The 25,735-nt window shown below is 63.4% G+C and carries 37 protein-coding genes; 1 reads left to right on the top strand and 36 read right to left on the bottom strand.

The genetic code is table 11. The features are described 5' to 3' along the window. Positions 1 to 49: 49 nt before the first annotated feature. The 13 genes from HCR84_RS04060 to HCR84_RS04000 all read right to left on the bottom strand — a co-directional run bounded on the left by HCR84_RS04060 (position 50) and on the right by HCR84_RS04000 (position 10,493). The gene (locus HCR84_RS04060) at positions 50 to 1,555 is read right to left on the bottom strand and encodes an HNH endonuclease signature motif containing protein (protein ID WP_195706687.1); all 1,506 of its coding nucleotides are present in this window, start codon (positions 1,553 to 1,555) and stop codon (positions 50 to 52) included. Positions 1,556 to 1,735: 180 nt separating this feature from the next. After that, on the bottom strand, positions 1,736 to 2,317 hold the full coding sequence (gene rplQ / locus HCR84_RS04055) for a 50S ribosomal protein L17 (protein ID WP_166984508.1): 582 nt from the start codon (positions 2,315 to 2,317) through the stop codon (positions 1,736 to 1,738). A 46-nt stretch (positions 2,318 to 2,363) separates the two neighbouring features. Beyond that, positions 2,364 to 3,353, bottom strand: coding sequence for a DNA-directed RNA polymerase subunit alpha (locus HCR84_RS04050; protein WP_166984507.1), 990 nt, complete (start codon positions 3,351 to 3,353; stop codon positions 2,364 to 2,366). Positions 3,354 to 3,472: 119 nt separating this feature from the next. Continuing rightward, the gene (rpsK, locus tag HCR84_RS04045; protein ID WP_166984506.1) at positions 3,473 to 3,871 is read right to left on the bottom strand and encodes a 30S ribosomal protein S11; all 399 of its coding nucleotides are present in this window, start codon (positions 3,869 to 3,871) and stop codon (positions 3,473 to 3,475) included. Positions 3,872 to 3,906: 35 nt separating this feature from the next. After that, the gene (gene rpsM / locus HCR84_RS04040; protein WP_166984505.1) at positions 3,907 to 4,281 is read right to left on the bottom strand and encodes a 30S ribosomal protein S13; all 375 of its coding nucleotides are present in this window, start codon (positions 4,279 to 4,281) and stop codon (positions 3,907 to 3,909) included. Positions 4,282 to 4,434: 153 nt separating this feature from the next. Then, on the bottom strand, positions 4,435 to 4,551 hold the full coding sequence (rpmJ, locus tag HCR84_RS04035; protein ID WP_098409041.1) for a 50S ribosomal protein L36: 117 nt from the start codon (positions 4,549 to 4,551) through the stop codon (positions 4,435 to 4,437). 84 nt (positions 4,552 to 4,635) lie between these two features. After that, positions 4,636 to 4,857, bottom strand: coding sequence for a translation initiation factor IF-1 (gene infA, locus HCR84_RS04030; protein ID WP_166984504.1), 222 nt, complete (start codon positions 4,855 to 4,857; stop codon positions 4,636 to 4,638). A 136-nt stretch (positions 4,858 to 4,993) separates the two neighbouring features. After that, the gene (locus tag HCR84_RS04025; protein ID WP_166984503.1) at positions 4,994 to 6,139 is read right to left on the bottom strand and encodes a mannitol-1-phosphate 5-dehydrogenase; all 1,146 of its coding nucleotides are present in this window, start codon (positions 6,137 to 6,139) and stop codon (positions 4,994 to 4,996) included. Next, the gene (locus tag HCR84_RS04020; protein WP_166984502.1) at positions 6,136 to 6,576 is read right to left on the bottom strand and encodes a PTS mannitol transporter subunit IIA; all 441 of its coding nucleotides are present in this window, start codon (positions 6,574 to 6,576) and stop codon (positions 6,136 to 6,138) included. Before HCR84_RS04020 ends, HCR84_RS04025 begins: the two co-directional genes overlap by 4 nt. Continuing rightward, complete coding sequence (locus HCR84_RS04015) at positions 6,573 to 8,123, bottom strand: PTS mannitol transporter subunit IIBC (protein ID WP_166984501.1); 1,551 nt, start codon at positions 8,121 to 8,123, stop codon at positions 6,573 to 6,575. The genes HCR84_RS04020 and HCR84_RS04015 overlap by 4 nt, the downstream gene beginning before the upstream one ends. Positions 8,124 to 8,128: 5 nt before the next feature. After that, positions 8,129 to 9,796: a phosphoenolpyruvate--protein phosphotransferase gene (gene ptsP / locus HCR84_RS04010; protein WP_166984500.1), complete on the bottom strand. Its 1,668-nt coding sequence runs from the start codon at positions 9,794 to 9,796 to the stop codon at positions 8,129 to 8,131. Between the two features lie 42 nt (positions 9,797 to 9,838). Beyond that, entirely contained in the window at positions 9,839 to 10,105 is a 267-nt protein-coding gene (locus HCR84_RS04005; protein WP_166984499.1) for an HPr family phosphocarrier protein, read from the bottom strand. 76 nt (positions 10,106 to 10,181) lie between these two features. Further along, positions 10,182 to 10,493 carry a PTS sugar transporter subunit IIB gene (locus tag HCR84_RS04000; protein ID WP_166984498.1) on the bottom strand — a complete coding sequence of 104 codons (312 nt, stop codon included), beginning with the start codon at positions 10,491 to 10,493 and terminating at the stop codon, positions 10,182 to 10,184. Positions 10,494 to 10,634: 141 nt separating this feature from the next. Here HCR84_RS04000 and HCR84_RS03995 point away from each other — a divergent pair, with 141 nt between their 5' ends. Then, positions 10,635 to 12,548, top strand: coding sequence for a BglG family transcription antiterminator (locus HCR84_RS03995; protein ID WP_166984497.1), 1,914 nt, complete (start codon positions 10,635 to 10,637; stop codon positions 12,546 to 12,548). A gap of 24 nt (positions 12,549 to 12,572) precedes the next feature. Here the strand turns inward: HCR84_RS03995 and HCR84_RS03990 are convergent, their stop codons facing one another. The 23 genes from HCR84_RS03990 to rplC all read right to left on the bottom strand — a co-directional run bounded on the left by HCR84_RS03990 (position 12,573) and on the right by rplC (position 25,729). Further along, complete coding sequence (locus tag HCR84_RS03990; protein WP_166984496.1) at positions 12,573 to 13,448, bottom strand: aminodeoxychorismate lyase; 876 nt, start codon at positions 13,446 to 13,448, stop codon at positions 12,573 to 12,575. A 24-nt stretch (positions 13,449 to 13,472) separates the two neighbouring features. After that, on the bottom strand, positions 13,473 to 14,324 hold the full coding sequence (gene map / locus HCR84_RS03985; RefSeq protein WP_434063551.1) for a type I methionyl aminopeptidase: 852 nt from the start codon (positions 14,322 to 14,324) through the stop codon (positions 13,473 to 13,475). Then, entirely contained in the window at positions 14,321 to 14,932 is a 612-nt protein-coding gene (locus HCR84_RS03980; RefSeq protein WP_195706686.1) for an adenylate kinase, read from the bottom strand. Before HCR84_RS03980 ends, map begins: the two co-directional genes overlap by 4 nt. Next, entirely contained in the window at positions 14,929 to 16,251 is a 1,323-nt protein-coding gene (secY, locus tag HCR84_RS03975; RefSeq protein ID WP_166984510.1) for a preprotein translocase subunit SecY, read from the bottom strand. Before secY ends, HCR84_RS03980 begins: the two co-directional genes overlap by 4 nt. A 162-nt stretch (positions 16,252 to 16,413) precedes the next feature. Next, positions 16,414 to 17,001: a 50S ribosomal protein L15 gene (gene rplO / locus HCR84_RS03970; protein ID WP_166984495.1), complete on the bottom strand. Its 588-nt coding sequence runs from the start codon at positions 16,999 to 17,001 to the stop codon at positions 16,414 to 16,416. Next, positions 17,001 to 17,186, bottom strand: coding sequence for a 50S ribosomal protein L30 (gene rpmD / locus HCR84_RS03965; protein ID WP_166984494.1), 186 nt, complete (start codon positions 17,184 to 17,186; stop codon positions 17,001 to 17,003). Before rpmD ends, rplO begins: the two co-directional genes overlap by 1 nt. Then, positions 17,186 to 17,956 (bottom strand): 30S ribosomal protein S5, encoded by a 771-nt coding sequence (gene rpsE, locus HCR84_RS03960; RefSeq protein ID WP_166984493.1) that lies wholly within the window; start codon positions 17,954 to 17,956, stop codon positions 17,186 to 17,188. The genes rpmD and rpsE overlap by 1 nt, the downstream gene beginning before the upstream one ends. Continuing rightward, a complete protein-coding gene (gene rplR / locus HCR84_RS03955) occupies positions 17,953 to 18,312 on the bottom strand; it encodes a 50S ribosomal protein L18 (RefSeq protein ID WP_166984492.1) in 360 nt (119 codons plus the stop codon). The genes rpsE and rplR overlap by 4 nt, the downstream gene beginning before the upstream one ends. 2 nt (positions 18,313 to 18,314) lie before the next feature. After that, positions 18,315 to 18,851: a 50S ribosomal protein L6 gene (gene rplF, locus HCR84_RS03950; protein ID WP_166984491.1), complete on the bottom strand. Its 537-nt coding sequence runs from the start codon at positions 18,849 to 18,851 to the stop codon at positions 18,315 to 18,317. A gap of 6 nt (positions 18,852 to 18,857) precedes the next feature. Beyond that, positions 18,858 to 19,256 (bottom strand): 30S ribosomal protein S8, encoded by a 399-nt coding sequence (rpsH, locus tag HCR84_RS03945; protein WP_166984490.1) that lies wholly within the window; start codon positions 19,254 to 19,256, stop codon positions 18,858 to 18,860. Positions 19,257 to 19,357: 101 nt separating this feature from the next. Beyond that, entirely contained in the window at positions 19,358 to 19,948 is a 591-nt protein-coding gene (gene rplE / locus HCR84_RS03940; RefSeq protein ID WP_166984489.1) for a 50S ribosomal protein L5, read from the bottom strand. Continuing rightward, positions 19,948 to 20,313, bottom strand: coding sequence for a 50S ribosomal protein L24 (gene rplX / locus HCR84_RS03935; protein ID WP_166984488.1), 366 nt, complete (start codon positions 20,311 to 20,313; stop codon positions 19,948 to 19,950). Before rplX ends, rplE begins: the two co-directional genes overlap by 1 nt. Before the next feature lie 2 nt (positions 20,314 to 20,315). Continuing rightward, positions 20,316 to 20,684, bottom strand: coding sequence for a 50S ribosomal protein L14 (gene rplN, locus HCR84_RS03930; protein ID WP_166984487.1), 369 nt, complete (start codon positions 20,682 to 20,684; stop codon positions 20,316 to 20,318). A 32-nt stretch (positions 20,685 to 20,716) separates the two neighbouring features. Continuing rightward, positions 20,717 to 21,016 (bottom strand): 30S ribosomal protein S17, encoded by a 300-nt coding sequence (gene rpsQ, locus HCR84_RS03925; RefSeq protein WP_166984486.1) that lies wholly within the window; start codon positions 21,014 to 21,016, stop codon positions 20,717 to 20,719. A 2-nt stretch (positions 21,017 to 21,018) separates the two neighbouring features. Next, positions 21,019 to 21,339, bottom strand: coding sequence for a 50S ribosomal protein L29 (gene rpmC, locus HCR84_RS03920; RefSeq protein ID WP_166984485.1), 321 nt, complete (start codon positions 21,337 to 21,339; stop codon positions 21,019 to 21,021). Beyond that, the gene (rplP, locus tag HCR84_RS03915) at positions 21,339 to 21,758 is read right to left on the bottom strand and encodes a 50S ribosomal protein L16 (RefSeq protein WP_098409060.1); all 420 of its coding nucleotides are present in this window, start codon (positions 21,756 to 21,758) and stop codon (positions 21,339 to 21,341) included. Before rplP ends, rpmC begins: the two co-directional genes overlap by 1 nt. A gap of 2 nt (positions 21,759 to 21,760) precedes the next feature. After that, a complete protein-coding gene (gene rpsC, locus HCR84_RS03910; RefSeq protein ID WP_166984484.1) occupies positions 21,761 to 22,513 on the bottom strand; it encodes a 30S ribosomal protein S3 in 753 nt (250 codons plus the stop codon). Then, positions 22,513 to 22,905, bottom strand: a complete 393-nt coding sequence (gene rplV, locus HCR84_RS03905) for a 50S ribosomal protein L22 (RefSeq protein ID WP_166984483.1) — start codon at positions 22,903 to 22,905, stop codon at positions 22,513 to 22,515. The genes rpsC and rplV overlap by 1 nt, the downstream gene beginning before the upstream one ends. A 26-nt stretch (positions 22,906 to 22,931) precedes the next feature. After that, a complete protein-coding gene (rpsS, locus tag HCR84_RS03900) occupies positions 22,932 to 23,213 on the bottom strand; it encodes a 30S ribosomal protein S19 (protein WP_166984482.1) in 282 nt (93 codons plus the stop codon). A 12-nt stretch (positions 23,214 to 23,225) separates the two neighbouring features. Beyond that, positions 23,226 to 24,065, bottom strand: coding sequence for a 50S ribosomal protein L2 (gene rplB / locus HCR84_RS03895; protein WP_166984481.1), 840 nt, complete (start codon positions 24,063 to 24,065; stop codon positions 23,226 to 23,228). A gap of 17 nt (positions 24,066 to 24,082) precedes the next feature. Next, complete coding sequence (gene rplW, locus HCR84_RS03890) at positions 24,083 to 24,382, bottom strand: 50S ribosomal protein L23 (protein ID WP_166984480.1); 300 nt, start codon at positions 24,380 to 24,382, stop codon at positions 24,083 to 24,085. After that, positions 24,379 to 25,068, bottom strand: a complete 690-nt coding sequence (gene rplD / locus HCR84_RS03885) for a 50S ribosomal protein L4 (RefSeq protein ID WP_166984479.1) — start codon at positions 25,066 to 25,068, stop codon at positions 24,379 to 24,381. Before rplD ends, rplW begins: the two co-directional genes overlap by 4 nt. A 4-nt stretch (positions 25,069 to 25,072) precedes the next feature. Further along, positions 25,073 to 25,729 (bottom strand): 50S ribosomal protein L3, encoded by a 657-nt coding sequence (gene rplC / locus HCR84_RS03880; RefSeq protein WP_166984478.1) that lies wholly within the window; start codon positions 25,727 to 25,729, stop codon positions 25,073 to 25,075. Positions 25,730 to 25,735 lie beyond the last annotated feature (6 nt).

The following is a 25,735-nucleotide window of genomic DNA, read 5'->3' as shown; positions in this document are numbered from 1 at the left end:
CAGATCTAGCCCATTCAGGGGCGAGAGCGTTCGACATGCACAGCTTTGACTATTCTCGTTGCACTGAGTGTTGGGCACCGGTTGGTGATGTCCAGAGCAGGCTGCCGTCTGGTTGTGCTTCTGATCGCCAGCGTGTCGAGTGTTTCAGTGTGTGGTGTCGGCGACAGAGGCTCATGAGGTTTTCGGGCGTGCTTCGTCCGCCGTCTGCCCACGCGACGACATGGTCGATGTCGCAGCGTTGGGCGGGAACATCGCAGCCGGGGAACCCGCAGGTTCCGTCTCTCGTGCGAATCAGCCGCTTCACCTGCTCACTCAACCGGTACTTGGTCGGATCGATCGCAACCGTTGACCCATCAACCGGGCTGGTCAGCACCCGGTGAAAACGTGACGCCTGGCAGATGATGTCTCTCGCCAAGTCGAGATCGATGGGGCCGTATCCGCCCAGCGATGCAGGTTCGTCACCGTTACCGAAGAGTGTCTCGGCGGGAACCGTGATCACCACACCGGGACGCATCGCCGCCAACTGTGCCGCCGTCAAACCCGACAGCGCTGTCGCCTCATCTGACGGTGCACCCTCGGGCTCCGCCGCTTCAGGCTCGGCACGCTCGGTCTCATCACCCTCAGGCTCAGCGTCAGCGTCAGTTTCGGGCTCAACCGTTTCGTGTTCGACCCCGTCGTTGAAGGTGCCGATGCGCAGCGTTTCTGCGCCGAGCTGGGAGAGGAGTGCCTCGGCCGTGATGTCGGCACGCAACTGCGTCAACGTGCGCTGCTCGCCCGGGGTTTCCCCCATGCGTCGCTTCGCCAACGCACGGGCACTGGCATCGATGGAGAGGACCACATCGGCGGAATGCGTCAGGGTGATGCTCGCCATCCCGTCATTCTCTTCACACACATCAACGCGACGTTCTGCGAACGCCTGCTTCGTGCGCTCCTGGATCGTCTCAGGATGCAGCCTCTCACGAAGCTTCCGGGCCGTCTGCTGAAACCGTGTCGACGTCTGCGTGCGCGCCTTCGGCGTGATCGCGGAATCGAAGGCGAGCCGGGCCTCTTTCGGAACATCCCACGCCTGATGAGCGGCAGCACGAACGTGCTGCTGCGACACCCAACCCACACGCCACGCATCCGCCAACTCGGGAAGATCATTGATCACAGTCTTCGCCTCTTCAACCATGTTCGACGCCGTGCGATCCGTCACATGCAAACGCGTCGCCACCTCCGCACTGAACGCCCGACGCAAAGCCTCATCATCCTCCAGCGCCGTGGAGGACCCGTGCACGAGAATCGCGTCCCGTTGATTGCGGAACGCCACCCGGGCCGCCTCAAGCTTCTCGGCCACCACCGCCTGCTGACCCAGCAACCTCTCCTGTTCCCGCTCCAACTCCTCCAACGCCAACGCCGCCGTGTCACTCGTCTCCACAATCGGAGCATGCATCTCATCATCGAGATACACGTAGTCATGAACCATGAAAAACGGACGCAAAGCTACCTCACCGCGGGCCTCATCACCCATCGGAATCGGACCAACCCGACCCCCACACGCCTTCGGTTCAAACATGACACAATCATACCAATCATCGAAGCTATGTTCTAGTCTTTCTCGAAGAAAATTACCATCTTTCACCGTGATCTTCCGCGTCATTGCGCGGGAATTGGTGAGCGTGCCCGGGGACTGCGCAAAATACACGATGCCCCCACAACCAACAGGCTGTGAGGGCATCGTGAAAGCGAGTGCTGCTTACTTGGCGTCGTCCTCGGACTCTGCCTTGTCGTCAGCTGCGTCTTCGGCGGGAGCCTCGTCGGCTGCAGCCTCGGTCGACTCCTCAGCGGCCTCGTCGGCCGGTGCCTCGGCGGTCTCCTCTGCAGGAGCCTCCTCGACCTCTGCCTCGTCTGCCGCCTCGTCGACGGGCTCTTCAGCCTTCGCAGCGGCAGCCTTCTTGGCAGGCTTCGCCTTCGGCGTGACGGGCTCGAGTACGAGCTCAATCACGGCCATCGGAGCGTTGTCGCCCTTGCGGTTGCCGATCTTCGTGATGCGGGTGTAGCCGCCTTCGCGCTCGGCGACGAGCGGCGCGATCTGCGTGAACAGCTCGTGCACAACGCTCTTGTCACCGATCGTCGACAGCACGCGACGACGCGAGTGCAGGTCACCGCGCTTGGCGAACGTGACGAGACGCTCGGCGAACGGACGAAGACGCTTGGCCTTGGTCTCCGTCGTCGTGATGCTCTTGTGGGTGAACAGGGCCGCCGAAAGGTTGGCGAGCATCAGGCGCTGGTGCGCTGCGCTGCCTCCGAGGCGGGGTCCCTTGGTGGGCTTAGGCATTGTCGTGTTTCTCCAGATTGATCTCGGACTGTCTTACGACGGACCGTCAGTTGTTCTCGTCTTCGTAGCCCGAGTAGAAGTGTGCGCCGTCGAACCCGGGAACCGAGTCCTTGAGCGACAGCCCCATCTCGACGAGCTTGTCACGAACCTCGTCCACCGACTTCTGACCGAAGTTGCGGATGTTCATGAGCTGCGTCTCGCTGAGGGCGACAAGCTCGGAAACCGTGTTGATTCCCTCGCGCTTGAGGCAGTTGTACGAACGGACCGAGAGGTCGAGGTCTTCGATCGGAACCGACAGCTCGCTCGAGAGCACCGTCTCGGCGGGCGCTGCCCCGAGCTCGATTCCCTCTGCCTGGTTGTTGAGCTCCTTCGCGAGGCCGAACAGCTCAACGAGCGTGCTTCCGGCGGAAGCGATCGCGTCGCGCGGCGTGATTGCCTGCTTGGTCTCGACGTCAACGACGAGACGGTCGAAGTCAGTGCGCTCACCAGCACGCGTCGCCTCGACGCGGTAAGTGACCTTGAGAACGGGCGAGTAGATCGAGTCGACCGGAATCTGGCCGGCCTCGGAGAACTCGTTGCGGTTCTGCGTTGCCGAGACGTAGCCGCGACCGCGCTCGATGGTGAGCTCGAGCTCGAACTTCGCCTCTTCGTTCAGCGTGGCGATGACGAGCTCGGGGTTGTGCACCTCGACACCGGCCGGCGCCGAGATGTCAGCGGCAGTGACCTGACCGGAGCCGGTCTTGCGCAAGTATGCGGTGATCGGCTCGTCGTGCTCGCTCGAGACCACGAGACCCTTGACGTTGAGGATGATCTCGGTGACGTCTTCCTTCACACCAGGAATGGTGCTGAACTCGTGAAGCACGCCATCGATGCGGACGCTGGTGACAGCGGCTCCGGGAATCGACGACAGAAGCGTGCGACGAAGCGAGTTGCCGAGGGTGTAACCGAAGCCGGGCTCAAGCGGCTCGATGACGAAACGGCTGCGGAACTCCGAGATGTTCTCCTCGGTGAGCGATGGACGCTGTGCAATAAGCACTATGTATTCCTTTCGGCTAAGTGTCCGCTATATGACACTTGCGTTGACGGGATATTGAGTTGTGTTAACCGGCGAGAATCGAGCCGGGGTGAACCGGCCCGATCTCGGGTGTGAAGTGCTTAGACGCGGCGACGCTTGGGCGGACGGCATCCGTTGTGCGCCTGCGGCGTGACGTCGTTGATCGAGCCGACCTCAAGGCCAGCGGCCTGAAGTGAACGGATCGCCGTCTCGCGACCGGAGCCCGGTCCCTTGACGAAGACGTCAACCTTCTTCATGCCGTGCTCCTGCGCCTGACGAGCGGCAGCCTCGGCTGCCATCTGAGCGGCGAACGGCGTCGACTTGCGCGAGCCCTTGAAGCCCACGCCACCGGACGAAGCCCAGCTGATGACGGCGCCAGAAGCGTCGGTGACGGAAACGATCGTGTTGTTGAACGTCGACTTGATGTGGGCCTGGCCCTGAACGACGTTCTTCTTTTCTTTCTTACGCGGCTTGCGGACGGCCGACTTGGGTGCTGCCATTGGTAATCTCCTGAATCCTTAAGGCGAAGCTCGACCTAGCGAGCCTTCTTCTTGCCGGCGACGGTGCGCTTCGGGCCCTTGCGGGTGCGTGCGTTGGTCTTCGTGCGCTGTCCGTGCACGGGGAGACCGCGACGGTGGCGGATGCCCTGGTACGAGCCGATCTCGACCTTGCGGCGGATGTCAGCGGACACCTCGCGGCGAAGGTCACCCTCGACCTGAAAATTGCTCTCGACGTAGTCGCGAAGAGTAATCAGCTGATCGTCAGTGAGATCCTTGACGCGAATGTTTCCGTCGATGTCAGTGTCGGCGAGGGCTTTGAGCGCCCGAGTGCGGCCGACACCATAGATGTACGTCAGTGCGACTTCCACGCGCTTGTCGCGGGGAATGTCTACGCCGGCGAGACGTGCCATGGTGGCTTCTCCTAGGAGTATGTGGAGGTGTGGAGCAGTTTCGGTGCCAGAGCCTCCGACCCTGGGTGTCCCTCGCTCAGCGTTTCCGCTGTTCCGAGTTCTCGAAACTGCCTGTTCTGTTGTGTTGTCGTGGCGCGGCCGGAGCCGCGTCTGCTAGCCCTGGCGCTGCTTGTGGCGCGGGTTGCTCTTGCAGATCACCATGACGCGTCCGTGACGACGGATCACCTTGCAGTGATCGCAGACCTTCTTGACGCTGGGGTGGACCTTCATGTTCTTCCTTCGATTCGCTGTCCTCGTGAAGAGCCATCCACACTGCAGGGCGTGGCAGAGCTCAACCGTTACTTACAGCGCGACTTACTTGTAGCGGTAGACGATCCGGCCGCGGGTCAGGTCGTAAGGGGTCAGCTCAACGATCACGCGGTCCTCCGGGAGGATGCGGATGTAGTGCTGGCGCATCTTGCCCGAAATATGGGCAAGCACCTTGTGACCATTGCTCAGCTCAACGCGGAACATCGCGTTGGGCAGCGCTTCGATCACGGCTCCTTCGATCTCGATGACACCGTCTTTTTTGGCCATAGCCTCACTGTCGCTCAGGTTCGTCGCACTGGTCGTGCGTTGGATTTCGATGCGGACGGAACACGCCTGTAGCGTGCACAATGCACCAACGAATTATCTTATGTGATAAAGCTCTGCTTCGCCAGTCGAGATTTGATCACGTGCGTGTGACGGCGGCAACCTCGGCGCGAATGCGTTCGAAGAGCGGATGCCCCGGCTCAAGCCCTGTGACCTGCGCGGTGAACTCGGCCGGCTCGAGCGTCTCGAGCAGCTCGGCCATCTCCTGGCTCTGCGCGTCGTCTGGGACGTGAAACTGCAGCGCAGCGCCGATCGCGTCGACGAGCGCATCGGGCGCGTTTCCGCGCTCGGCGATCGCGGCCGCCGGCCCGATGAAGCGCTCGTGGCGGCTGAGCTTGCGCAGCGGCTCGCGCCCGACGCGCTGGACGGTGTCGGGAAGATGGTCGTTTGTGAAGCGCGACAGAATCTTCTCGCGGTACACCGTCTGCTCGTGAACGTCGAGACCGTGCACGGTGACGAGGTAGTCAGATGTCTCTTCGAGCGCTCGGCGAACTTTCTCCTGCACGAGCGGGTCGGCGGCAGCATCCGCGATTTTCTCGTGCCCGGCGAGAAAGCCGAAGTAGGCAGTCGTCGCGTGGCCCGTGTTCACGGTGAAGAGCTTGCGCTCAATGTACGGCGCGAGCTCGTCGACGAAATGCGCGCCGGGCAGCGGGGGCTCGGCGCCGGTGAACGGCGCGCGCTCAATGACCCACTCGTAGAATGCCTCGACAGTCACGTCGATTCCGGCGTCGGCGGACTGCGTGGGCACGATGCGGTCGACCGCCGTGTTCGCAAAGACCGCTCTCTGCGCGATCTCGCCCCACTCCGCACCCGCGTTCTCATGCACGTGCGCGCGCAACGTGTCTGTCGCGCCAATGGCGTTCTCGCAGGCCATGACCGCTGCGGGAGCGAGATCGTCGCTGCGAGCCGCGAGCCCCTTGGCTATCGCGGGGGCGATGAACCGCAGCACGTTCGGCCCGACGGCCGTTGTAATGATGTCGGCCGTCGCCAGCTCGGCAACGAGCCGCTCTTCATCTTCCGCCGAGTTGACGGCGCTGAAGCCGGTGACGACACGCTCGGTGCCGCCGTCACCGACTTCATGCACCGTATAGCTGTCCGCGTGCGCAAGCGCATCGATCAGCTCGGGGTTCACGTCGGAGAAGACAACGTCATACCCGGCATCGTGCAGCAGTAGTCCGATGAAGCCGCGGCCGATGTTTCCTGCCCCGAAGTGAACTGCCTTCATTGGTCGTTTACCTCCTCGAGCAGCGTGTAGAGCGCGCCGGCGTCTGGCGCGTCAATCAGCTGCTGAACCGATTCCTCTTCGGAGAACACGATGGCGATCTTCGACAGAATCTCGAGGTGCTCGTTCTCGACACCGGCGATGCCGACGACGAAGCGCACCTCCTCGCCGTCCCAGTCGATGGGGTTCATATAGCGGATGAGAGAGAGCGCTGAGGCCTTGATCTCGTTCTTCGCCTCGTTGGTTCCGTGCGGAATGGCCAGGTAGTTGCCCATGTATGTCGAGACTGTCTCTTCGCGCTCGCGCATGGCGTCGACGTAGGCATCGGTTACCGCGCCCGCGGCCACGAGCACGCGGCCTGCCTCGGCGATCGCGTCGTCGCGGGTCGTGGCACTTCCCGCTGCCACCACATTGCCCACCGTCAGAATCTCGCTGCTCATTGCTGCTCCCCCTCTGAGGTCTCCGTGCTTTCGGTTCCCTTGCTCTCGGCAACCCGCTGCACGACTTCTTCGTACCTCGGGCTGTTCATGAAGTTGTCGACGGACACGTGAATGGAGTTCGGCGACTTCTGCTTCGCGCGGTCCGTGAGTTCATTTTGCGTCACGATGAGGTCTGCGTCACCGGTCAGGTTGGCGATTGCCTGGTTCGTCACCTTCACATCGGTGACACCGGCCTTCTTCAGCTTGTTGCGCAGAACGGATGCTCCCATGGCGCTTGAGCCCATTCCGGCATCGCACGCGAACACGATGTTGCTGATCGGGCGGGTGTCCGTCGTTGTTGCGTTGTCGGCCTGCGCCGCAGCATCCGTCTCGCCTCCCATGGTGCCGAGAACGCTTGACTTCTTGCCCTTGTTCGCCTCGGTCTTTGCAATGGCGTCGCTGAGGTCACCGGCGTTCTCACTCGCGAGATCGCGCTTGCGCGATGCCCGAAGAATGATCGCCGAAATGGTGAACGACACCGCTGCGGCACCGATGACCGAGAGAATCACACCGACGTAGCTGTCTGGCGCCGTCTGAATGAGCACGGCGATGATGCTGCCCGGAGAGGCCGGTGCGCGAAGCCCCGTCTGGAACGCCGCGTTGATCGCGACCCCCGTCATGCCTCCGGCGATGGCCGCGATGATGATCATCGGCTTCATGAGCACGTACGGAAAGTAGATCTCGTGGATGCCGCCGAAGAACTGAATGATCGCTGCGCCCGGCGCGCTTGCCTTCGACATGCCCACGCCGAAGAACATGAATGCAAGCAGGATGCCGACGCCGGGGCCGGGGTTCGCCTCGATGAGAAACAGAATCGACTTGCCCTGCTCTGTCACCTGCTCGACACCGAGCGGCGTGAAGACGCCGTGGTTGATGGCGTTGTTGAGAAACAGCACTTTGCCCGGCTCAACGAGAATGCTCGCAAGGGGAAGCAGGTGCAGGTTGACGAGCCAGCCGACGCCGGCCTCGAGCGCGTGGCTCAGGCCGGTGACCAGCGGCGCGATGCCGAAGAAACCACCGAGGGCGAGAAGGCCACCGAGGATGCCGGAGGAGAAGTTGTTGACGAGCATCTCGAAGCCGGCCTTGATCTTGTCTTCCCAGATCGAGTCGACCTTCTTCATGAGCCACGCGGCGAGCGGGCCCATGATCATGGCGCCGATGAACATCGGCACGTCGCTGCCGATGATGACACCCATCGTGGCGATGACGCCGATAACGCCTCCGCGCACGTCGTAGACCATCTTGCCGCCCGTGTAGGCGAGCAGCAGCGGGAGCATGTAGGTGATCATCGGGCCGACGAGGCCGACGTGCTCGGTGCCGTCTGCACTCGGGAAGCCGCCGAGCTGCGGCACGGGCGTCCACCCGGTCTCGATGAAGAATGCCGTAATGAGACCCCAGGCGATGAAGGCCCCGATGTTGGGCATGACCATGCCCGAGAGGAAGGTGCCGAATCGCTGGACGCGAACGCGCACTCCGCCCTTCTTTGCTGTGTCGGACGTCGTCGTCATTGTGATCACTCTTTCTGTAGAGAGGATGCCGCGTCGGTGACGGCGGTTCGGGCCGAGGCCGCATCCGCCGCGCCGAGCGCGAGCTGTGCCAGTCGTCGCGCAGCGTTGCTGTCGAATTGCGCGAGCGAGAGTCGAACGTCGGCGAGCGCCGACGGCGACATGGAGAGGGTTGTTGCGCCGAGCCCCACGAGCACGACGGCGAGCAGTGGGTCCGCCGCAGCCTCGCCGCAGATTCCCACTGGTTTTCCCGCGGCGGCACCGGCCTGACCGACGTCGCCGATCAGTCGGAGCACTGCTGGGTGCCACGGGTCCTGAAAACTCGCCACCGTGCCGAGAAGGCGGTCGGCCGCGAGCGTGTACTGGGTGAGGTCGTTCGTGCCGATCGAGGCGAAGTCGCTCACCGCGAGAGCCTGCCCGGCCAGCAGCGCGATGGAGGGAACCTCCACCATGATTCCCGCGGTCGTGATTCCGAACTCGCGTGCGAGCCGCACAAAGTACTCGGTCTCTTCGACGGTGGACACCATGGGCGCCATCACCCAGAGGTCTGCCTCGGTCTGGGCGTCGGCCGCGGCAAGCGCCGCGAGCTGGTCGCGCAGAATGTCTTCCCGCGCACGCAGCGCCCGCAGGCCGCGAAGCCCGAGCGCCGGGTTCTGCTCGTGCGCATCATTGAGAAAAGGAAGCGGCTTATCGGCGCCCGCATCGAGGACCCGCACTGTTACTTTTTTGCCGGGGAACGCCGAGAGCACCCGCACATAGTGCTCGGTCTGCTCCTCAACGCTCGGGGCCGTGTCGCCCGCGTCAAGAAACAGAAACTCGGTGCGAAAGAGACCGACGCCCTCAGCGCCGAGTTCGACGGCGTGCTCGGCACCATCCCCTGAGCCGAGGTTGGCAAGCAGCGGAATGGCTGTGCCGTCGGCGAGCGCGCCTGGAGTGATCGGGGCGGATGCGGTCTGCTCGCGTGCAGCGATGCGCGCACGTGCGTCGGCGACAGCATCCGCTGAGGGGTCTGTTGTCACCGTTCCCGCTGCCGCATCGACGACAACCGTCGTTCCGTCGTCGATCGTGAGGGCGTCTGCCGTTCCGACGATGGCAACAATGGACTTCTCGCGGGCGAGGATTGCGGTGTGCGAGGTGGGTCCGCCGTCGCTTGTCACGAGGGCGAGCACCTTGTCGAGATCGAGAAGCGCTGTGTCGGCCGGTGCGAGATCGCGGGCGAGCAGCACAAACGGCTCGTCCGGCTGCGGCACGCCGGGCGCGGACACGCCGCCGAGGTGTGCGATCACCCGCTGTGAGACGTCGTCGAGGTCGGCTGCTCTCTCGCCGAGATAGCCCCCCATGGCCGCCAGCTGGTCGCGGAACGACGCGAAAGCCTCGTACACCGCGCGTTCCGCCGTCTTTCCAGCATCCGTCGCCTGGGTGACGAGTTCCATGAGCGACGGGTCTTCAGCCATCATCGCCTGCGCCTCGAGCACGTCGCTCGCTGTTCCGCCGGCTTTCTCGCCGCGCTGCTCGAGATCACGCGCCACGGCAGACATCGATGCGCCTGCACGTTCCGCTTCCTCTGCGGGCGTGCGCGTGCTGGCCTCAGCGGCCGGCTCAGGCAAAGGGTCGGGCATGCGCACCGTCGTTCCGACGGCGACTCCTTGACCGATCCCTGTTCCCGTGAACTCCATCAGCGACCTCCTCGTATTCGCGAGGCCGCACGCATTGTGCGGTCAGGCCTCGTCGTGATCGGTGACGAGCTGCTCCTCGAGCTCGCCCAAAATGCGCTCAGCATCATCTCCCTCGACCGAGAGCGTGACCTCGTCACCGTGGTCGACGCCGAGCGAGATGACTCCCAGAATGCTCGCGGCATTGACCGACTTGTCACCTTTTCGAAGAGTGACGCTCGCGCCGCTCGACGCCGCAGCCTGGGTGAAGAGCTTGGCCGGTCGAGCATGCAGCCCATGCGACGATCCGATTCTGATGTTCCGTTCCACCATGTGGTCCTCCTCCGTCGCCGCGGGCTGTGATTGTCACCATAGTCTGAGTGTGTGCGCGGGCACAACGATTGTGCCGTCATGAGCCCGCTCCTGCCGCGGAGAGCGCAAGGTCGAGCGCCTCGTCGCCCGTCGGCGCGGTGAACACCGACTCGGGCATCACGGCGAGCGCAGCCCCCGCGCTCTTCGCCGCGCGCTCAAGGCCCGTCGCGCTCTCGGTGAGATGAGCTCCGACCAGCAGAACATCGGCGTCGGTGAGCGCATCGTCGACGTTGTCGAGGGCGACTGCCTTCGCCGTGACGTCAAGCCCGCGGGATACCGCGGACCGCCGCACACGCAGGGCGACAAACGTCGACGACGCCCCCGCTCCGCATACAACGATGATCCGCATGCCATCGAGTCTGCCCAACCGCACGGGCGGCGGCCAGCAGAGGCGCTTCCGCCCGGGCGGAAGTCTGTCGATTGTTAAAATTGCTTCGCGAGCGCGGGGAAGACTGGTTGACTCGTAGACGAGCCCCGCCAAAGGAGAACCGTGAGCACCGATCGACACAGCCAGCTGCTTGAGCAGCTCGTGCGCTCGAACGGCTCACAGACCGCGGGAGACCTGGCCGACGCGCTCGGCGTGAGTGATCGCAGCATCCGCACCTATATCGCCGCGCTCAAGGCGAAGGCGCACCCGCTGCCCATCATCGAATCGAGCCCGGAGGGGTATCGGCTCGGTCGCGATGCGTACGCCGCCTACCTCAGCGCAGTGGGCACGTCGGCAGACGACGGCACACCGAGGGAACGGCTTCACCGCGTTGTGCGGCTGCTCGTTGATGAGGCAGACGGATTTGACGTCTACGAGACGGCGAGCGCCTTGTTCATCAGCGACTCGACGCTTGAAACCGATCTGTCGCGCGTTCGCGCTCTGATCGCCGACACGGGTCTGACGCTGGCGCGCTCAGGCGGCCGGGTCGCCCTGCGCGGGTCTGAGCTGGCCAGACGGCGCCTGCTCTCTCGGCTGTTCCGCGACGAGACGACGCACGGCATGGCGCAGCTCGATGCGATTCAGCGCGAGTTCGAGTCTGAGAGCCTCGGCTCGTTCAAGACCGATCTCATCGAGGCGCTGCAGACCCGCGGGTACTACATCAACGACTACGGCATGGACAACGTGCTTCTGCACATCGCGATCGCCGCAGACCGTGCGGGAAAGAGCGCTCCCGTCGAGAGTCAGGGGCGTGACACGGGAACGGATGCTGAGCTGCGCGACGTCGTGCGCGACTTGTCGCTCACGCATTTTTCCGATCCGCTCGGTGAGGCCGACATTGGCTATATCGCCTACCTGCTCTCCACCCGCGCCGTCGCGCCGCGACCAGATGCCGCTGCCACGATCGCATCGGAGTACTTTACTCCAGACGAATACGCAACGGTGCGCTCCATTGCCGAACGTGCAAGCGAGGAGTACCTCGTCGACCTTTCGGACGTCGATTTTCTCACCCGGCTCACCGTACACGTGAGCAACCTGCTCGAACGCGCTGAGGATCAGGCGTACTCGCGCAATCCGCTGACGACGTCTCTGAAGACCGCGTACCCGATGATCTACGAGCTCGCCGTGTTCATCGCGAGCGGGCTTCACGATGCGCGCGGAATCGTGGTGAACGACGACGAGATCGCCTACATCGCCATGCACATCGGCGCTCACCTCCAGCAGCAGACACGTCGAGATGACCTGGCGACATGCGTTCTCGTCTGCCCCAACTACTACGACCTGCAGGCGACGCTCGCCGACCGCATCGTCCAGACGCTTGGCGATGCTCTCACCGTCACACGCGTCATCACACGCACCGATGTGCCGTGGGATCACCTCGACGCCGACCTCGTGCTCACGACGCTCGAGCCGCCCGTTCCCGCCGAGAACATCGTGCGCATTCAGCCGTTTTTGAGCCCGGGCGACGTCGATCGGGTGCGCTCGGCGCTCAGTCGCGTGCGACGCCTTGCCCGGCGCGCCTCAATGCGCGACCAGCTGCTGCGATACCTTGATGAGCGGCTCTTTCTGCGTGACGTCGAGGCAGAGAGCGAAGAGGCGCTGATCCGCCTGCTCGGCGAGCGGATGCAGCGGCTCGGCGTCATCGACGAGGCATACATCGACGCCGCGATCGAACGCGAGCGCATGTCATCGACGGCGTTCACCGACATGCTCGCCGTTCCGCACGCGATGGAGATGACGGCGAGCCGTACGTCGATCGCAATCGCCGTCAACGAGCGAAGCATGCCCTGGGGCGATGGCCGCGTGAACGTGGTCGCGCTCATCGCGTTCAGCGCAGACGGCCGTGCGCAGTTTCAGGAGGTGTTCGACCAGTTCGTCGAGGTATTCTCCGAGCGCGACGACGTGGCGAGCATCGTGCGCGGCGGCCGCACGTTCAGCGCGTTCATCGACGCGCTCGTTCGCACGATGGACAGCTGACCTCACCCGCGGCCGTGAGCCCGGTCATCCCAGGGCGAGCAGATGCTCGTTCATGCGCGCCGAAAGGTCGGCGTCGCGCTGCATGATGTGCCCATCGACAGCGGTGATCGGCACGACGAGGCGCACGCTCGACACCAGCCAGGCCGCATCCGCCGTGCGCACTTCTTCGGCGCGCACGCGGCGCGACTGCGTTCTGAAGCCGTTGTGCTCTGCCCAATCGAAGAGCTCCTGCTGCGTTGTGCCCGGCAGGTTGCCGTCGCCGGACGTCGGGGTGACGAGCTGCACTCCGGTTCGGATGATGAGCGACGACGTGGGCCCCTCGAGCGCGTAACCCTCGAGGGAGGTGAACACGACGTCATCGGCGCCGCGCCGCCTGGCCTCACGCAGCGCTGCCATGTTTGGTGCGTACGAGAGCGTCTTCGCACCAGCCAGCATCCACGGTGCCCTCTCGGCGATGTCGATGGGCCAGCCGCGGTCGAGCAGCACGACGCTCACGCCGTGGTCACGCTCGCGCACGTCGGCCGGGGTCTCCTGCCCTGTGATCCAGCAGGTGGGCGACGATTGCGGAGTTCCGCGCGTGATCACGAGCCGGATCACTCCCCCGCGCTCCGGATCCATCATGCTGACAACCCGTTCGATCGCGTGCATCCACTGCTCGGTGTGCGGTTCGGGAAGGTCCATGATGCGGGCGGATGCTGCCAGCCTGGCGAGGTGCGGGCCCGGCTTTCTCGCGCTGCCGGCGTTCACGCCGATGGTTTCGAACACACCGTCGCCTCGCGCAGCACCGGCATCGAAGACGCTCAGCGCCGCAGCATCCGGATGCACCGGGGTGAGCAGAGTGTCGAAGTCACCACCCGTGTCCGCACGATCCTGCGGGGTGATCAGAAACACGACGGTCATGACCCGACGATACCGTGTCGAGGTTCAGGCGACGGGCGTCGGCGTGACGCCAAATGATGCAAGACCGGCCGCTCCTCCGTCTTCGGCCGTGAGCACCCAGATGCCGCCCGCATGCACGGCAATGCTGTGTTCCCAGTGTGCCGCGGCTCCGCCATCGACGGTCGCAACAGTCCATTCGTCGTCGCGAACCTCGGTGTCGGGCGATCCCTCGACCATCATCGGTTCGATCGCAACGACAAGCCCTGACTTCACAGCCGGGCCCTGCATCTGCACGCGGTAGTTGAACACGGGCGGGTCTTCGTGCATCGAGCGGCCGATGCCGTGCCCGATGTAGTCCTCGATGATTCCATACTCGCGCCCGTGCGCATCGGTGTTCGCTTCGATGTAGCTCTGCACGCCGTCGCCGACCTCGTTCAGGTGCGTTGCCGAGGCGAGCCGAGCGATGCCCGCCCACATCGACCCCTGTGTCGCCGCAGAAAGCCGCTCACGTGCGTCGACGATGTCGGGGCGCTCCGCATCGGGCACGACGACGGTTGCGGCGGAGTCGCCGTGCCAGCCGCCGACCTCGGCCCCGCAGTCGATTGACACGATGTCGCCAGCCTCGATCACCCGGTCACCGGGGATGCCGTGCACGACCTCGTCGTTCACCGATACGCACAGCGTGTGGTGGTAGCCGCGCTCCATCTTGAAATTCGGCGTGCCTCCGCCCGCGATAATCACGTTCTCGGCGATGCTGTCGATCTCTGCCGTCGTCACGCCCGGCCGCACAGCAGCGCAGGCCGCCGCGAGAGCACGAGCCGTCAGCAGACCCGGCTCGATCATCAGACGCAGTTGGGCTGGCGATTTGTAGATCGAGCGGCGAAGCGGCCGTATCAAGCGGATGCTGCCAGACCGCGCTGTGCGAGTGCGCTCAGCACCCGGTCGCTGACCTCGTCAATGCCACCCAGTCCGTCGATGCTCACGACGACGCCACGCTCCTGGTAGGCGGCGATGACGGGCTCCGTCTGCTCGTGGTAGACGTCTTGCCTGTGGCGAATGATGTCTTCGGTGTCATCAGAGCGACCCTGCTGCTCCGCGCGCAGCAGCAGGCGCTTCACGACCTCGTCGAGGTCCGCCGTGAGCTGCACGACGGCGTCGAGCGTGTGTCCCGATGCCGCGAGAATGCGGTCAAGCTCTGCCACCTGCTCCGCCGTGCGGGGGTACCCGTCGAGCAGAAAGCCGTCGCGCACGTCGTCCTGCTGAAGCCGGTCGGCAACGATCTCGTTCGTCAGCGTGTCGGGAACGTAGCCGCCGCTTGAGACGATGGCGTCAACCTTCTTGCCGAGCTCTGTGCCGTCGGCGATGTTCTGCCGAAAGATGTCGCCCGTCGAGATCGCCGGAATGCCGTATGCCTTCGCAATGACCTCGGCCTGGGTTCCTTTGCCCGCCCCGGGAGGGCCGACGATCAGCAGTCGAACGCCGTCGCTTACATTTTCCGTCGTCATCGAAGCAGCCCTTCGTAGTGACGCTGTTGGAGTTGCGAGTCGATCTGCTTGACCGTTTCAAGACCAACACCGACGATGATCAGGATGGATGCTCCGCCGAACGGGAAGTTCTGGTTCGCGCCGACTGTCGCGAGAGCGACAAGCGGAATCAGAGCGATCAATCCGAGGTACAGCGATCCGGGCAGCGTCACGCGCGTGAGTACGTAGTCCAGGTACTCGGCCGTCGGACGTCCGGCGCGGATGCCGGGAATGAATCCGCCGTACTTCTTCATGTTGTCGGCGACTTCCTCCGGGTTGAAGGTGATCGCGACGTAGAAGTAGGTGAATCCGATGATGAGCAGGAAGTACAGCGCCATGTACAGCGGGTGGTCGCCGTTCGTGAGGTAGGTGGTGATCCACGTCACCCATGCGGCGGGCTGCTCTCCGGCCGCTGGCTGATTGAACTGCGCAATCAGGGCGGGAAGGTACAGCAGCGATGACGCGAAGATGATCGGGATAACACCGGCCATGTTCACCTTGATCGGAATGTACGTGCTGTTGCCGCCGTACGTGCGTCGTCCGACCATGCGCTTCGCGTACTGCACGGGAACGCGACGTTGCGACTGCTCGACGAAGACGACAGCGATGACGACGACGCAGCCAATCGCGAGCACGAGAAGGAACATCTCGAATCCGTGCGACTCGGCGATGGCCCACAGCGAGCTTGGGAAGGTAGCGGCGATCGACGTGAAGATCAGCAGCGACATTCCGTTGCCGATGCCGCGCTCGGTGATGAGCTCGCCCATCCACATGATGAGCCCGGTGCCCGCCGTCATTGTGAGCACCATGAGCAACACTGCGTACCACGTGTCGTCAGTGATGAGCGAGCTGCACTCGGGGCCGGAGTTCGTGCCGAACAGCGCGCCGCTTCGTGCGACTGTGATCAGCGTCGTCGACTGCAGGATGCCGAGGAAGATGGTGAGGTAACGCGTGTACTGCGTGAGCTTGCTCTGGCCGGCCTGGCCTTCCTTGTGCAAGGTCTCAAAGTGCGGAATGACCACGCGAAGCAGCTGAGTGATGATCGACGCCGTGATGTACGGCATGATGCCGAGCGCGAAGATCGACAGCTGAAGGAGAGCGCCACCCGAGAACAGGTTGACGAGCTCGTACAGGCCGCTTGTGCCCTGGTTCTGTGCCAGACACGCTTGGACGTTGCCAAAATCGACGAAGGGCGTCGGAATGAACGAGCCGAGCCGATACAAGGCGATGATGCCGAGTGTGAAGCCGATCTTCCGGCGCAGGTCCGGGGTGCGGAAGATCCGCGCAATAGCGCTAAACAACAAGGGCCTCCTGGGTTGAGCCGGCCAATCCGGCTCGCCATGCCTACAGTGGGCCTTCCGAAATCGAAGGGCCCAGCAATCGAATCTAGCCGATTACTGGGCCCGACGAATAATCGAGAGGCGCGATTCACTCAGCGGGCGAGTCGCACGACCGGTCGTAACTTACTTGATCGAGCCGCCGGCAGCGACGATCTTCTGCTCTGCCGAGCCGGAGACTTTGTCGACCTCGAGGTTCAGTTTCACCGAGATATCGCCGTTTCCGAGAACCTTGACCTTCTCGTTCTTGCGAACGGCGCCCTTGGCCACGAGGTCGTCGACGGTAACGTCGCCGCCCTTGGGGTAGAGCTCGGCAAGGCGCTCAAGGTTCACAACCTGGTACTCAACGCGGAACGGGTTCTTGAACCCGCGCAGCTTCGGCGTACGCATGTGCGCCGGGAGCTGTCCACCCTCGAAACCAGGACGCACCTGGTAGCGAGCCTTGGTTCCCTTGGTTCCGCGGCCAGCCGTCTTGCCCTTCGATCCCTCACCGCGGCCGACGCGTGTGCGCTCGGTCTTGGCCCCGGGAGCCGGGCGAAGGTGATGAACCTTCAACACGGGCGTGCTGGGAACGTCGGCCTTGGCCTCTGACTTCTTGGCCGGTGCCTTCTTTGCGGGCGCCTTCTTCGCAGGAGCCTTGGTTGCGGGCGCCTTCGTTGCCTTGGTGGCGGGAGCGGCCGTCTCTTCGGTGACGTCCTTCTTCTCGTCAGCCATTAGTCGATCTCCTCAACCTTTACGAGGTGGGAAACAGTGTTGACGTAGCCACGGTTCTGGCGTGTGTCCTCGCGGACGACGACATCACCGATGTGCTTGAGTCCCAGGCTGCGAAGCGTGTCGCGCTGGTTCTGCTTCTCACTAATTTTGGACTTGATCTGCGTGACCTTCAGCTGTGCGGCCATTATGCACCTGCCTTTGCTGCGGCAGCGGCCTCGGCGAAGCGCGCCTCGATCTGCAGCAACTTGGCCGGAGCGACCTCGTCGTATTCCTTGCCACGGCGAGCTGCGACGGCACGAGGCTCTTCGAGATGCTTGAGCGCGGTGACCGTTGCACGCACGATGTTGATGGTGTTCGACGAGCCGAGCGACTTGCTCAGCACGTCATGGATCCCTGCGCATTCGAGAACGGCGCGAACCGGACCACCGGCGATAACACCGGTACCCGCGGCTGCCGGACGCAGAAGCACGACGCCTGCTGCGTCCTCGCCCTGAACGGGGTGCGGAATCGACTGGCCGACGCGGGGAACACGGAAGAAGTTCTTCTTCGCTTCCTCGACGCCCTTCGAGATCGCGAGGGGAACCTCGCGAGCCTTGCCATATCCGACTCCGACAACGCCGTTTCCATCGCCGACGACGACGAGAGCGGTGAAGCTGAAGCGACGACCACCCTTGACGACCTTCGACACGCGGTTGATGGTGACAACGCGCTCAAGGAACTGGTTCTTGTCGTCGCGCCCGCCGCGGTCGCGTCCACCACGGTCGCCACGACCCTGGTTGCGCTCACCACGTCCGCCGCCACGACGGTTGTTGCGGGGATCGTCGGTGCGCGGTTCAGAACCGGCAGCGGTCTCCACAGGCTTCTCAACAACCGGTTCTGCAGTCTGATCCGCAGTCGTCTTGTCTGTAGCAGTCTGGTCTGTCGCCACGTCCTGCTCCTTCTTTGCTTCGCTCACAGGTTCAGCCCACCTTCTCGAGCACCTTCGGCGATCGCCGCGACGCGTCCTGCGTAACGGTTACCACCACGGTCAAATACAACGGACTCGATACCGGCGTCCTTGGCGCGGGAAGCGACAAGCTCGCCGACCTTCTTTGCCTTCTCCGACTTGTCGGCCGAGAGCGAGCGAAGATCGGTTTCGAGAGTGGATGCCGACACGAGAGTGTGGCCCTTTGAGTCGTCCACGACCTGAACGAACACGTGGCGCGCCGAGCGTGTGACAACGAGGCGCGGACGCGCAGTCGTCCCCACGACCTTCTTGCGAAGGCGTGCGTGACGACGGTCGCGGGCTGACGACTTGGTCTTGACAGCCATGCTTACTTACCAGCCTTTCCGGCCTTGCGGCGAATAACCTCGCCTGCGTAGCGCACGCCCTTGCCCTTGTACGGCTCAGGCTTACGAATCTTGCGAATGTTGGCAGCGGTCTCGCCGACAGCCTGCTTGTCGATACCCGACACCGTCACCTTGTTGTTGCCTTCGACGGTCAGCGTGATTCCGTTGGGGGGCTCGACAAGCACCGGGTGCGAGAAGCCGAGGGCGAACTCGATGTTCGATCCCTTCTGCTGCACGCGGTAACCGGTTCCGACGACCTCAAGGCCCTTGCTGTAGCCGGTGGTGACGCCGATGATGTTGTTGTTGATCAGCGTGCGGGTCAGACCGTGCAGCGAACGCGACTCGCGCTCTTCGTCCGGGCGGCTGACGACGACCCGACCGTCGTCCAGCTTCGCCGCAATGGGCTCGGCGACGGTGAGGCTCAGCTCACCCTTCGGTCCCTTGACGACGACGGACTGGCCGTTGATGGAGACATCAACCCCTGCGGGGATGTCAATGGGAAGCTTTCCAATACGTGACATTGCGCGTTACCACACGTAAGCGAGGACTTCCCCGCCAACGCCCTTCTTCTCGGCCTCACGGTCTGTCAGAAGACCGGAGGAGGTGGACAGGATGGCGACACCGAGACCGCCGAGCACGCTGGGGAGCTCAGTTGACTTGGCGTACACGCGAAGGCCCGGCTTCGAGACGCGCTTGATGCCGACGATCGACGGCTCACGGTCGGGGCCGAACTTGAGGTTCAGCGTCAGCGTCTGTCCGACGCGGGCGTCCTCGACGTCCCATCCGGTGATGAAGCCCTCGTTCACGAGCATCTCCGCGATACGGCCCTTGAGCTTCGAGTGCGGCATCGACACGGACTCGTGGTGCGCCGTGTTGGCGTTGCGCAGTCTGGTCAGCATGTCTGCGACCGGATCTGTCATTGTCATGTGTTATTTCCTTTGTTCACCAGGTTTCGCACACCCGTTACACGAATGTGGACCTGTGGTGTGAACGGGGCCGGCAGCTGCCGGCCCCGCAGCGCCGCTGGTTACGCGGCGTCCTTCTGAGCGAACGGGAAGCCGAGCGCCTTGAGCAGCGCGCGACCTTCGTCGTCATTCTTCGCCGTGGTCACGAATGTGATGTCGAAACCACGAACCCGATCGATCCGGTCCTGGTCAATCTCGTGGAACACGGACTGCTCGGTGAGACCGAATGTGTAGTTTCCGTTGCCGTCGAACTGGCGGTCGTTGAGTCCGCGGAAGTCGCGGATTCGCGGAAGTGCAAGAGAGAGAAGCCTGTCGAGGAATTCCCAGGCACGGTCACCACGAAGCGTGGTGTGCGCGCCGATTGCCTGGCCTTCGCGCAGCTTGAACTGCGCGATGGACTTGCGGGCCTTCGTGACCTGCGGCTTCTGACCGGTGATCTTGGTCAGGTCGGTGATAGCACCGTCGATGACCTTGCTGTCACGCGCAGCGTCGCCGACGCCGGTGTTCACAACGATCTTCACGAGGCCAGGGACCTGGTGAACGTTTGAGAACCCGAACTGCTCTTTGAGCTGCGGGACGATCTCCGTCTTGTACTTCTGCTTCAGGCGCGGCTGGATTTTGCCAGCGGGCGCAGCAGTTGCGGTGTCAGTCATTACTTCAGGTCCTTACCAGACTTCTTGTCGTAGCGAACGCGCACCGTCTTGGCGACGCCGTCCTTGACGACTTCTTCGTTGCGGAAGCCGACCTTTGCCGGGCTCTTGCTGTCGGGCTCGACGAGCGCAACATTTGAGATGTGGATCGGCGCCTCGTGGGTTTCAAGACCACCGGTCTTGGTCCCGCGCTGCGTCTGACCCTGGCGCACGTGCTTCGTGACGTAGTTCACGCCTTCGACGATCACGCGCTCCTTCTCAACGAGCACCTCGATGACACGACCCTGCTTGCCGCGGTATCCACCGCGCTCCTCGGTCGGTCCGCTGATGACCTGAACCAGGTCACCCTTCTTGATCTTTGCTCCCATGACTAGATAACCTCCGGTGCCAGCGAGACGATCTTCATGAACCGCTTGTCGCGAAGCTCGCGACCGACGGGCCCGAAGATGCGGGTACCGCGAGGCTCACCGTCGGTCTTCAAGATCACTGCGGCGTTCTCGTCGAACTTGATGTACGAACCGTCCTGACGACGGGTCTGCTTCTTCGTGCGCACGATGACCGCCTTGACGATATCGCCGCGCTTCACGTTTCCGCCGGGGATGGCATCCTTCACTGTGGCGACGATGGTGTCACCGAGGCCAGCGTAGTGACGGCCTGATCCGCCGAGCACGCGAATCGTGAGGAGCTCTTTGGCACCGCTGTTATCGGCGACCTTGAGCCGTGATTCCTGCTGAATCATTCCTTACTCCTTCTCACAGCAAGCCAGAGGGCTTACTTGGCCTTTTCGACGATCTCGACCAGGCGCCAACGCTTGGTGGCGCTCAACGGACGAGTCTCGTCGATGACGACGAGGTCGCCGATGCCGGCCTGACCCTGCTCGTCGTGCGCCTTCACCTTGGAGCTGCGGCGAATAACCTTGCCGTACAGCGGGTGCTTCACGCGGTCTTCGACGTCAACGACGATGGTCTTCTCCATCTTGTCGCTGACGACGTAGCCGCGAAGCGTCTTGCGGTAACCGCGAGCAGGAGCGCCTGACGCGGCCTCGGATGCTGCCTTTGCAGTCTTTGCCATGTCTAGGCCTCCTTCGTCTCGTCAGCCTCGGTTGCCTCTTCGGCAGCCTTGGCCTTCTTGCTCTTGCGGGTCTCCTTTGCGGGAGTCTCGACAGCGACCGGTGTGGCGCGGATGCCGAGCTCACGCTCGCGGATAACCGTGTAGATGCGAGCGATGTCACGCTTGACAGCGCGCAGTCGCCCGTGCGTCTCGAGCTGACCAGTAGCTGCCTGGAATCGAAGGTTGAAAAGTTCTTCCTTCGACTTGCGCAGCTCGTCAGTAAGACGCTCGTCTTCAAATGTGTCGAGCTCAGCGGGGGTGAGCTCCTTGGATCCGATCGCCATTACGCGTCGCCCTCCTCGCGCTTGATGATGCGTGCCTTGAGGGGCAGCTTGTGAATTGCACGGGTGAGTGCCTCGCGGGCAAGCGTCTCGTCGACACCTGCAACCTCGAACAGCACGCGACCGGGCTTGACGTTTGCAACCCACCACTCGGGTGAGCCCTTACCGGAACCCATGCGGGTCTCAGCCGGCTTCTTGGTGAGCGGACGGTCGGGGTAGATGTTGATCCACACCTTTCCACCACGCTTGATGTGACGGGTCATCGCGATACGAGCTGCCTCGATCTGGCGGTTGGTCACATATGCGGGGGTGAGCGCCTGAATGCCGAACTCACCGAAGCTGACCTTGGTGCCGCCTGTAGCCTGACCGGTGCGAACCGGCCTGTGCTGCTTGCGGAACTTAACTCTGCGGGGAATCAACATGATTAAGCACTGGCTCCTTCTGCGACCGGCGCCTGAGCCTCACGCTGCTGGCGACGCGGACGCTCGTTGCGCTCGCGGCTTGGCTTTGAGTTCGCCTGCTCACGAGCGAGTTCCTTGTTTGTGACGTCGCCCTTGTAGATCCAGACCTTCACGCCGATACGGCCGAACGTCGTGCGTGCCTCGTAGAAGCCGTAGTCGATGTTCGCGCGGAGCGTGTGCAGCGGCACGCGTCCTTCGCGGTAGAACTCCGACCGGCTCATCTCGGCACCGCCAAGACGGCCAGAGACCTGAATGCGAACGCCCTTTGCGCCTGCGCGCTGAGCACCCTGCAGGCCCTTGCGCATTGCGCGGCGGAATGCCACGCGTGCGGCGAGCTGCTCTGCGATGCCCTGTGCAACGAGCTGAGCGTCGGCCTCGGGGTTCTTCACCTCGAGGATGTTGAGCTGAATCTGCTTCTTCGTGAGCTTCTCGAGCTCACCACGGATGCGCTCGGCCTCCGCGCCGCGACGACCGATGACGATTCCCGGGCGGGCCGTGTGGATGTCCACACGCACGCGGTCACGGGTGCGCTCGATCTCGATGCGCGAAACGCCTGCGCGGTCCAGCGACGTGGTCAGCAGCTTGCGAATCTTGACGTCTTCTGCGACATAGTCGCTGTAACGCTGTCCTGGCTTGGTGCTGTCAGCGAACCAGCGCGAAACGTGGTCGGTTGTGACACCAAGACGGAAGCCGTACGGGTTTACCTTCTGGCCCATTAGTTGCTCGCCTTCTTTGTTTCCGTGGCTGCGCTTACCTCATCAGGCGTCGAGAGGACGATCGTGATGTGGCTTGTGCGCTTGTTGATGCGGTATGCGCGGCCCTGGGCACGCGGCTGGAACCGCTTGAGGGTCGCACCCTCGTCAACAAATGCCTTGGTGATGTACAGGTCCTGCTCGTCGAGGAAGCTGTTCTCGGCATCTGCCTTCACGCGGGCGTTGGCAATGGCCGAAGCAACCAGCTTGTAGACGGGCTCCGAAGCACCCTGCGGGGCGAACTTCAGGATGGCCAGTGCCTCCTGCGCCTGCTTGCCGCGGACAAGGTTGACAACGCGGCGGGCCTTCATGGGGGTGACGCGGATGTGTCGCACGCGTGCGATCGACTCCACCATTTCTATTCCTCCTTCACGTCCCCGCGTTAGCGGCGACGGCCCTTCTTGTCGTCCTTCACGTGACCACGGAAGGTGCGGGTCGGGGCAAACTCGCCGAGTTTGTGACCGACCATGCTCTCGGTGACGAACACCGGGATGTGCTTGCGACCGTCGTGCACCGCGATGGTGTGACCGAGCATTGCCGGCACGATCATCGAGCGGCGCGACCAGGTCTTGATGACGTTCTTGTTCTTAGCCTCGTTCGCGACTACCACCTTGCGGAGCAGGTGTTCGTCAACGAAGGGGCCCTTCTTGAGACTGCGTGGCATCTTCTACAACTCCTACTTGCGCTTCTTCGAGGTGGGCCGACGACGAACGATGAGCTTGTCGCTTTCCTTGTTGGGGTGACGCGTGCGGCCTTCCTTCTGGCCCCACGGGCTGACCGGGTGGCGTCCACCAGAGGTCTTGCCCTCGCCACCACCGTGCGGGTGGTCGACCGGGTTCATGACGACACCGCGCACCGTCGGGCGAACGCCCTTCCAGCGGCTGCGTCCGGCCTTGCCCCAGTTGATGTTCGACTGCTCGGCATTGCCGACCTCGCCGACCGTTGCCCGGCAGCGAGCGTCGACGTTGCGGATCTCACCCGACGGCAGACGAAGCTGCGCGTAGGGGCCGTCCTTTGCGACGAGTCGAACCGATGCGCCGGCCGAACGAGCGAGCTTCGCTCCTCCGCCGGGCTTCAGCTCAATGGCGTGCACGACGGTACCGGTCGGGATGTTGCGCAGCGGGAGGTTGTTTCCCGGCTTGATGTCAGCGCCCGCACCGGACTCGACGACGTCGCCCTGCTTGAGCTTCTGCGGCGCGAGGATGTAGCGCTTCGTGCCGTCGACGAAGTGGAGCAGCGCAATGTGTGCTGTGCGGTTGGGGTCGTACTCGATGTGAGCGACCTTGGCGTTCACGCCGTCTTTGTCATGGCGACGGAAGTCGATGACGCGATACTGGCGCTTGTGGCCACCACCGATGTGACGGGTCGTGATGCGTCCCTGGTTGTTGCGGCCACCGGTCTTCGACAGCGGGCGCAGGAGCGACTTCTCGGGCGTCGTGCGCGTGATCTCGGCGAAGTCGGAAACGCTCGAGCCGCGGCGACCCGGGGTCGTGGGCTTGTACTTACGAATAGCCATTGTTTATTCCTGTACTCCTAGCCGACAGCCGTAAAGATGTCGATGGAACCGGACTTCAGCGACACAATGGCGCGCTTGGTGTCCTTGCGCTTGCCGATGCCGAAGCGAGTGCGACGAGTCTTGCCCTGACGGTTCAGGGTGTTGACCGACGCAACCTTGACGCTGAAGATCTTCTCGATCGCGAACTTGATCTCTGTCTTGTTCGCGCGGTCGTCGACGATGAACGTGTACTTGCCCTCGTCGATCAGGCCGTAGCTCTTCTCGGAAACGACCGGCGCGATGATGATCTCGCGGGGGTCCTTGACTGTCTGGCTCATGCCGAGACCTCCTCAGTTGCTTCAGCCGAGCTCGCTGTCGCCGTGACCGACTTGCCCGCAGCTGGACCGGCGATGAAGCCGTCGAGTGCTGCAGACGTGAAGACGATGTCGTCTGAGACGAGAACGTCGTACGCGTTGAGCTGGTCGTAGGTGAGAACGTGCACAGTCGGGATGTTTCGCACAGCGAGGCGGCTTGCCTCGTCGCTGCGCTCGATGACCGCGAGGATGTGCTTCGACTCGGCGACCGTGGCGAGGAACTCGACAGCGTTCTTTGTCGGACGCTCGTCAGAGACCGCGAAGGTCTCGACAACGTGAATGCGTCCGCCACGAGCGCGGTCGGAAAGCGACCCGCGCAGTGCTGCCTGGATCATCTTCTTGGGGGTGCGCTGGCCATAGTCGCGAGGCACGGGTCCGTGGACGATGCCACCGCCGGTGTGCTGAGGCATGCGGACCGAACCCTGACGAGCGCGGCCTGTGCCCTTCTGCTTGAACGGCTTTGCACCGGAGCCTGAGACCTCACCGCGACCCTTGGTCTTGTGAGTTCCCTGACGGGCTGCAGCCTGCTGAGCCACGACAACCTGGTGGATCAGCGGAATGTTGGCCTGAACGTCGAACACCTCAGCGGGAAGCTCGACCGAACCGGTCTTCTTGCCCTTGGCGTCGATAACGTCGAGCGAGGTAGCCATTGAACTACGCTCCCTTCACTGCGTTGCGAACGAAAACGATGCGGCCACGGGGACCGGGAACCGCGCCCTTGACGAGCATGTAACCTTTGTCCGCGTCGATTGCGTGAACCGTGAGGTTCAGCACAGTTACGCGGTCGCCGCCCATGCGGCCGGCCATGCGGTGTCCCTTGAAGACGCGACCGGGGGTAGCCGATGCGCCGATGGATCCGGGCTTGCGGTGGTTGCGGTGAGCACCGTGCGATGCGGAGACGCCCTGGAAGTTGTGGCGCTTCATGACACCGGCGAAACCCTTGCCCTTAGACGTGCCGACGACGTCGATCTTCTGGCCGGCTTCGAACACGCCGTCAAGTGTGAGCTCCTGACCGAGTGAGTAGTCAGAAGCGTCGTCCGTGCGCACCTCGGTGAGGTGGCGGCGGGGGGTGACGCCTGCGTTCTTGTAGTGTCCGGCCGAGGGCTGGTTCACCTTGCGCGGGTCGATCTCGCCTGCGGCGATCTGCACGGCGTTGTAGCCGTCGACCTCGGGGGTGCGCACCTGCGTAACAACGTTCGGAGCGATCTCGATAACGGTGACGGGAACGACCTTGCCTTCGTCGTCCCACACCTGAGTCATGCCCAGCTTCTTGCCGAGCAGACCCTTGCTGGTCTTGTTCTGCGTAGCCATGACTTC

The organism is Paramicrobacterium fandaimingii, from assembly GCF_011751745.2.
Lineage (GTDB): Bacteria > Actinomycetota > Actinomycetes > Actinomycetales > Microbacteriaceae > Paramicrobacterium > Paramicrobacterium fandaimingii.
Note: the sequence above shows the minus strand (reverse complement) of the source record. Positions and strands in the feature narration are given on the sequence as shown.